General features: G+C 74.5%; 7 protein-coding genes. 5 read left to right on the forward strand and 2 right to left on the reverse strand.

Annotated features, from left to right (window positions below):
• Window positions 1-113: 113 nt before the first annotated feature.
• Window positions 114-1,799, reverse strand: coding sequence for an AMP-binding protein (locus tag ACFV0G_RS32005; RefSeq protein WP_380555586.1), 1,686 nt, complete (start codon window positions 1,797-1,799; stop codon window positions 114-116).
• 373 nt (window positions 1,800-2,172) lie between these two features.
• On the opposite strand from ACFV0G_RS32005, the gene ACFV0G_RS32010 reads away from it, so the two are divergent.
• The 4 genes from ACFV0G_RS32010 to ACFV0G_RS32025 are packed head-to-tail and all read left to right on the forward strand — an operon-like array spanning window position 2,173 to window position 5,517.
• Window positions 2,173-2,394, forward strand: coding sequence for a hypothetical protein (locus tag ACFV0G_RS32010; protein WP_380555588.1), 222 nt, complete (start codon window positions 2,173-2,175; stop codon window positions 2,392-2,394).
• 39 nt (window positions 2,395-2,433) lie between these two features.
• Window positions 2,434-3,645, forward strand: a complete 1,212-nt coding sequence (locus ACFV0G_RS32015; protein WP_380555590.1) for an SPFH domain-containing protein — start codon at window positions 2,434-2,436, stop codon at window positions 3,643-3,645.
• Between the two features lie 34 nt (window positions 3,646-3,679).
• Window positions 3,680-4,684 carry an ATP-binding cassette domain-containing protein gene (locus tag ACFV0G_RS32020; RefSeq protein WP_380555592.1) on the forward strand — a complete coding sequence of 335 codons (1,005 nt, stop codon included), beginning with the start codon at window positions 3,680-3,682 and terminating at the stop codon, window positions 4,682-4,684.
• Window positions 4,681-5,517, forward strand: coding sequence for an ABC transporter permease (locus tag ACFV0G_RS32025; protein WP_380555594.1), 837 nt, complete (start codon window positions 4,681-4,683; stop codon window positions 5,515-5,517). Before ACFV0G_RS32020 ends, ACFV0G_RS32025 begins: the two co-directional genes overlap by 4 nt.
• 50 nt (window positions 5,518-5,567) lie before the next feature.
• Here the strand turns inward: ACFV0G_RS32025 and ACFV0G_RS32030 are convergent, their stop codons facing one another.
• A complete protein-coding gene (locus tag ACFV0G_RS32030) occupies window positions 5,568-6,053 on the reverse strand; it encodes a DUF5709 domain-containing protein (protein WP_380555596.1) in 486 nt (161 codons plus the stop codon).
• Between the two features lie 288 nt (window positions 6,054-6,341).
• On the opposite strand from ACFV0G_RS32030, the gene ACFV0G_RS32035 reads away from it, so the two are divergent.
• Window positions 6,342-6,785 carry an SRPBCC family protein gene (locus ACFV0G_RS32035; RefSeq protein ID WP_380555598.1) on the forward strand — a complete coding sequence of 148 codons (444 nt, stop codon included), beginning with the start codon at window positions 6,342-6,344 and terminating at the stop codon, window positions 6,783-6,785.
• The last annotated feature ends 52 nt before the right edge of the window (window positions 6,786-6,837 follow it).

Genomic DNA, 6,837 nt, shown 5'->3' on the forward strand with positions numbered 1-6,837 from the left:
TCCTACTCTCTGACCCATCCCCCCGCCCGCGCGCGGCCGTGGGGCGCGGCCGCGAACACCGCCGGCGCGCGGCCCCGGGCGCAGCGCCGTATCCGGCGCCGCCTGATGCAGGATCAGCCCTTCAGGTCGGGGAAGTCCGAGTCCCAGAACTCGTCGGCGTTGCGCACCGCGCCGCGCTGCTGCTCCTGCGTCCGCAGGTCCACCCGGCGGATCTTGCCCGAGATGGTCTTCGGCAGGTCCGCGAACTCCAGGCGGCGGATCCGCTGGTAGGCGCTGAGCCGCTCCCGGGTGAAGCGCAGGATGTCGCGGGCCAGGTCGGCACTCGGCCGCTCGCCCTCGACCAGGATGACGAACGCCTTGGGTACCGCGAGGCGCACCGGGTCCGGGGAGGGCACCACGGCGGCCTCGGCGACGGCCGGGTGCTCGATCAGCACGCTCTCCAGCTCGAACGGCGAGATGCGGTAGTCGCTCGCCTTGAAGACGTCGTCGGCGCGGCCGACGTAGGTGATGTACCCGTCGGCGTCCCGGGCGGCGACGTCGCCGGTGCGGTAGAAGCCGCCGCGCATCGCCTCGGCGGTCCGCTCCACGTCGCCCAGGTACCCGGTCATCAGCCCGGCCGGGCGGTGGGCCAGATCCAGGCTCAGCTCGCCCTCGTCCGCCGGCTTGCCGTCGGCGTCGAGGAGCGCGACGCGGTAGCCCGGCAGCGGGCGGCCCATCGATCCGGGCTTGAGCGGCTGCCCCGGGGTGTTGCCGACCTGCGCGGTGGTCTCGGTCTGGCCGAAGCCGTCGCGCAGGGTCAGCCCCCAGGCCTTCCGCACCTGCTCGATCACCTCCGGGTTGAGCGGCTCGCCGGCCCCGACCACCTCGCGCAGCCGGACGTCGTACTGCCCCGGGTCGGCCTGGATCAGCATCCGCCAGACCGTCGGCGGCGCGCACAGCGTGGTGACGCCGCAGCGCACGACCGTCTCCAGCAGCCGGGCGGCGTCGAACCGCGCCTGGTTGAGGACCAGCACGGTGGCCTCGGCGTTCCACGGGGCGAAGAAGCTGCTCCAGGCGTGCTTGGCCCAGCCCGGGGACGAGATGTTGAGGTGCACGTCGCCCGGCTGCAGCCCGATCCAGTACATGGTCGACAGGTGACCGACCGGGTACGAGCTGTGCGTGTGCTCGACCAGCTTGGGCTGCGAGGTCGTCCCCGAGGTGAAGTAGAGCAGCATCGGGTCGTGCGCGGGCGTCTCGGCGTCCGGGACGAACACCGGGTCGGCCGCCTCGGCGTCGGCGAAGGCGTGCCAGCCCTCGACCTCGCCGCCGACCGCGATCCGGACCTCGGCGCCGGGCAGTCCGGCGAAGCGGCCGGCCACCGCGGCGTCCGCGACCACCGCGCGCACCCGGCCGCGCTCCAGCCGGTCGGCGAGGTCGTCGGCGCTGAGCAGCGTGGTCGCCGGGATCACGACCACCCCGAGCTTGATCGCGCCCAGCATGGTCTCCCACAGCTCGGGCACGTTGCCCAGCATCACGAGCATCCGGTCGCCGCGGCCCAGCCCGAGCCCGCGCAGGTGGTTGGCGACCCGGTCGGAGCGGCGGGACATCTCCTGGTACGTCCGGGTGCGCTCCGAGCCGTCCTCGTCCACCACCCACAGGGCGAGGCGGTCGTTGCCACGGGCGATCCGGTCGAACCAGTCGAGCGCCCAGTTGAAGGACGCCGGCGCCGGCCAGCGGAATTCCCGGCAGGCGGCGTCGTAGTCGACGCGGTGGCGCAGCAGTACCTCGCGGGCCGCGAGAAAGTCATCGACCGAGCCCATGGGGCCTCTCCTCGGTGTGTCGGAACCGTCACCCGATACTGCACCGTCCCACCGGCCGACGGGCCCGGAATCCCGGCTGACGGCACGCCACGGCGCCGCCGGCACCGCGGTGCGACACGGTCCGCAGCGGCCCGGGGCTGCCCGGCGGGGCCGCGGGCCGGCCCCGGAATCCGGTCCCGGCGGCGGGCTCCGCACCGCGGCGCCGGGAGTACCGTGGAAGGCGTCGAGGAGCGTGGCCGGGCCGGCCGGCGGTGCAGGCGCCCTCGGTGCGGAGACGACCGGGAGCCCTCGGCTCCCAGGAGGCGGTGGCGCCTCGTGAAGATTCACGGTTCGGCCGCGTACCCGGCCGCTGTACCGCGCGGTGCGAGGTCCCGTGCGCGCGGCCGATGACTCCCTGCAGAGCCCGGTCGGCGCCGTCGGCAAGGTGACGGTGCCGATCCCGAAGGACGGCCCGGGTGAGGTCCTGGTCGCCGTGCGGGGCGGGTCCGAGGCGTTCGCCGCGTGGTCCGCCGAGCCGGTCCGCGTGAACACCCGGGTGGTCGTGGTGGACGCGATCTCCGCCCGCTCGGTGGTCGTCGAGCCGCTGCCGACCTGACCCCGCACTCCCGAATCCTTCGAACGAAGGTGGTCCGCCATGTTGTTCTGGCACGTGCCGGCGCCCAACGAGGCGTTGCTCATATCCGGATCGAAGCGGCAGTCCCAGGACACCCAGTTCCGGATCGTCACCGGTCACGGCAGCTTCGTCGTCCCGGTCAAGCAGAAGGCCCGCATGCTGTCGCTGGCCCTGCAGGAGGCGGAGATCGCGGAGGACTGCGTCACCCAGCAGGGCATCCGCCTGACCGTCCGCGCCGTCTGCGTCTTCAAGGTCGGCGACGACGCGGTGTCGATCGCGAACGCCGCCCGCCGGTTCCTGTCCGAGCAGAACCAGATGCAGGAGCTGGTCGGCCGGATCTTCGCCGGCCACCTGCGGTCCATCGTCGGCGGGCTGACCGTGGAGCAGATCATCCGCGAGCGCAGCCGGGTCGCCCAGGAGGTGATGGCCGGCAGCCACGGCGAGATGGAGAAGCTGGGGATCGTGGTGGACGCCCTGCAGATCCAGGAGATCGAGGACGCCACCGGCTACATCAACAACCTCGCGGCGCCGCACGCGGCCGCGGTGGCCAGCCAGGCCCGGATCGCCCAGGCCAAGGCCGACCAGGAGGCCACCGAGCGGGAGCAGCAGGCCGCCGCGCTCAAGGCGGAGTACGAGCGGGACACCGCGATCAAGCGGGCCGGGTTCCTGGCCGAGACCGAGCAGTCCCGGGCCCGTGCCGCGCAGGCCGGTCCGCTCGCCGAGGCCCGGGCCGCCCAGGACGTGATCGAGGCGCAGACCGACCTCGCCCAGCGGCAGGCCGCGCTGGCGGCGCAGCGGCTGGAGGCGGAGGTCAGGCGGCCGGCGGACGCCGAGGCGTACCGGCAGCGGACGCTGGCCGAGGCCGGCCGTGACCGGGTGAAGTTCGAGGCGGACGGCAGCGCCTACACCGAGCGGACCCTGGCGCAGGCGCAGGCCGATGCGAACAGTGCCCGGGCCGCGTCGCTGCGCGACGGCAACCAGGAGCTGATCGCGGCGAACCGGATCGTGGAGAACCTGCCCGCCCTTGCCGAGGCGGCGGGCCGCGGCCTGTCGGGCGCCGATGTGACCGTCCTCAACGGCAGCGAGGGCGTCAACCAGGTGGCGGCCGGGATCGTCGGCCAGGGGCTGGCCATCCTCCGCGCCCTGCAGGCCTCGGCCGGGCCGGTGCCGCCCCCGCCGGCCGGCCCGGCCGTCAACGGGCAGACCACCCAGCGGCCCGCGGACCGGTCCTGACCGGCCCGCCCGCCGAGGGAACGGGTGTCCGCCGATGGGATCGGCGGCGATCAGCGTCGCGGGGCTGACCAAGCGCTACGGGTCGGTCACCGCCCTGGCCGGGGTGGAGTTCGACGTGGCGCCGGGAACGGTGTTCGGTCTGCTCGGGCCGAACGGCGCCGGCAAGAGCACCACGATCCGGATCCTGACCACGATCATCCGGCCGAGCGGCGGCCGGGCCGAGGTGCTGGGCCGCGACGTCGTCCGGGACGCCCGCGCGGTGCGGCGGCTGATCGGGCTCGCCGGGCAGTTCGCCGCCGTGGACCCGAACCTCACCGGCCGGGAGAACCTGCGCCTGATCGGCCGGCTGACCCAGGTGCCGCGGGAGCGGATCCGCCCGCGGGCGGCCGAGCTCCTGGAGCGCTTCCTGCTGGCCGAGGCGGGCGACCGGCCGGTGCGCACGTACTCGGGCGGGATGCGGCGGCGCCTGGACGTCGCGGCGGCCCTGGTCGCCGATCCGCCGGTGCTGTTCCTCGACGAGCCGACGACCGGGCTGGATCCGCAGAGCCGCAACGCCCTGTGGGCGCTGATCCGGGAGCTGGTCGCCGACGGGACGACCGTGCTGCTCACCACCCAGTACCTGGAGGAGGCGGACCGGGTGGCGGCCCGGGTGGTGGTGATCGACGAGGGGCGGATCATCGCCGACGACGCCCCGGCGGCCCTGAAGGCCCGGCTCGGGGACACCGTGATCGAGCTGTCGATGGGCGACGGGGAGCGGGCGGCGAGTGCCGCCGCGGCGCTCACCTCCCGGCTCGGCACGGCCCCGGAGCAGGAGGGGCCGCTGCTCCGGTTCACCGCGCAGGACGGCTCCCGGCTGCTGATCGACATCCTGCACGTCACGGAGGGGATCGGGCTGGTGCCGCGGGCGGTGGCGGTGCGCGAGCCCAGTCTCGACGACGTCTTCCTGGCGCTGACCGGCCACCGCACGGGCGTGCCGGGGCCCGCCGCGCCGGGGGCGGAGCAGCAGGTGGAAGTGGATCAGCAGGTGGAGGCGTCATGACCTCGTTGTCCGCACCGCGCCCGGCCGATCCGGACCGGTCCGCCCGGACGGGCGCTCCGCCCGGTCCCGTTGCGGCGGTGCTCCGGGACGGGTCGGCGGTGGCCTGGCGGAACCTGATCGCGCTGCGCCGGGTGCCCCGTCTGCTGGTGTTCTCCACCATCCAGCCGCTGGTGTTCGTGCTGATGTTCCGGTACGTGTTCGGCGGCGTGGTCTCCCCGGCGCTCGGGCCGGTCTCCTACGTCGACTTCCTGATTCCCGGGATCTTCGTGCAGACCGCCGTCTTCGGGTCGATGAACACCGCGATCGGGCTGGCCACCGACATGCAGACCGGGCTGATGGAGCGGTTCCGCTCGCTGCCGATGGCGAGGTCCGCGGTGCTGGTCGGCCGGACGACGGCGGACCTGGTGCGCAACGTGTTCGTGGTGGCGCTGATGACGGCGGTCGGCTTCGCGATCGGCTTCCGCATCCACGCGGGCGTGCCGGGGTTCCTGGGCGGTGTGCTGCTGGTGCTGGCGTTCGGCTTCGCGATGTCCTGGATCTTCGCGGTGGTGGGCCTGGCGGTCGGCGATCCGGAGACGGCACAGGCGGCCGCGTTCCCGGTGCTGGCGCCGCTGGTCTTCGCCTCGTCGGCGTTCGTCCCGGTCGCCACGATGCCCGGCTGGCTGCAGGCCTTCGCCGCCCACCAGCCCGTGTCGCGGACCGCGGAGGCGGTCCGGGTGCTGGTGCTGGGCGGCCCGGCGGCCGGCGCGGTCTGGCAGGCGCTGGCCTGGGACGCCGGCATCGTGGCGGTCTTCGCACCGCTCGGCGTGTGGTTCTACCGCCGCGCCGTGTGACCGCGCGCCCGGCGCGGCGCAGGTCGGCCGCACCCGCCCGGACCGGACGGTCAGAGGTCGTCCGCGTACGGGGCCTCCGGGTCGTCCACCACGTGCATGGCGGCCTCCTCGGCGGAGGCCGCGCCGCCCGCGATCCCGTGGTCGGAGGCCCACAGGTCGCCGGCCTCGCCCTCCGGGAGCGGGACGGCCGGGTCGTGCGACACCAGTCGGCCGCTGCGGTACTCGCCGGCCTCCGGGTCGACGGGTTCGCCGTCGGTCAGGCAGTCGCCGATCCCGTCGCCCTCGGCGTCGGCCACGTCCGGCACCTCCTCCTTCAGGCGCCGGTCGAGCGTCTCGCCCTCCTGCTGCTCTCGCGCGGTGGTGCCGAACCGCTCCACGGCCAGGGGCCGCTCCGGCGGGGAGTAGCCCTCGTCGATGGCGGTGTCGACGCCGCGGTCGTCGAGCGTGTCCTCCGGGTCCAGCAGGCCGACGTCGTCCTGCACGCCGTCGCCGTCCGGCTGGTACACCTGGTCGCCCATCAGCGTCTCGTCTGACATTCGCGGACCTCCGCAGTTCCGGGAGGGACCCGGTCAAGTCCACGCTAGGTGGTCGCGTGGTCATCCGCGCGGCGCCCCCGTCCGATGGGCCCCCGACCTGCGGCGCTGTCCGGTGGCCGGGCGGTCGGCGGCCGCACCGGGCGGGCACCCGGCGTGCCCGGCCGGTCACGCAGTGCCGGCAGTGGCCCGGCGGCCCGGCCCCGTCCTGCGGAGCAACCGGGGAGGCGGGGGCGGGTGGCCTCTGGAATCCTGTGCGTGCAGTGCCCCGCGTGCACACGAGGAGCGGACATGTCCGGACAGTTCGAGGCGAGCGTCGAGGTCGACCGTCCCGTCGAGGAGGTCTTCGCCTACCTCGCCGACGGACGCAACGACCCGGAGTTCAGCCCCCGGGTCCAGCAGATCACCAAGACCCCGGACGGCCCGACCACGGTCGGCACCCTGTTCACCAGCACCGTGAAGGACGCCGGGATGAAGACCTCCCGGCGGTTCCGGATCACCCAGCTGGAGGCTCCGCACACCGTCCGCTGGAGCGAGCAGAGCAAGAACCTGATCACGGCCGAGGGCGGCTACGACCTCGAGGCGCTCCCGGGCGGCCGCACCAAGGTCCGGATCTTCAACGAACTGGAGGGCCACGGGCTCGGCAAGCTGCTGCTGAAGCCCGCGCTGCGGGCGGCCCGGAAGGACGCCCCCGACTTCGGCCGCCGGATCAAGGCCGCGGTCGAGCGGTCCTGACCCCGCGCGGCGGGCCCCCGGGGCGGCCCAACGGGCGCTGGTGACGACCCGC

Origin of the sequence: Kitasatospora sp. NPDC059571 (assembly GCF_042735675.1) — a bacterium.
Classification (GTDB): Bacteria; Actinomycetota; Actinomycetes; order Streptomycetales; family Streptomycetaceae; genus Kitasatospora.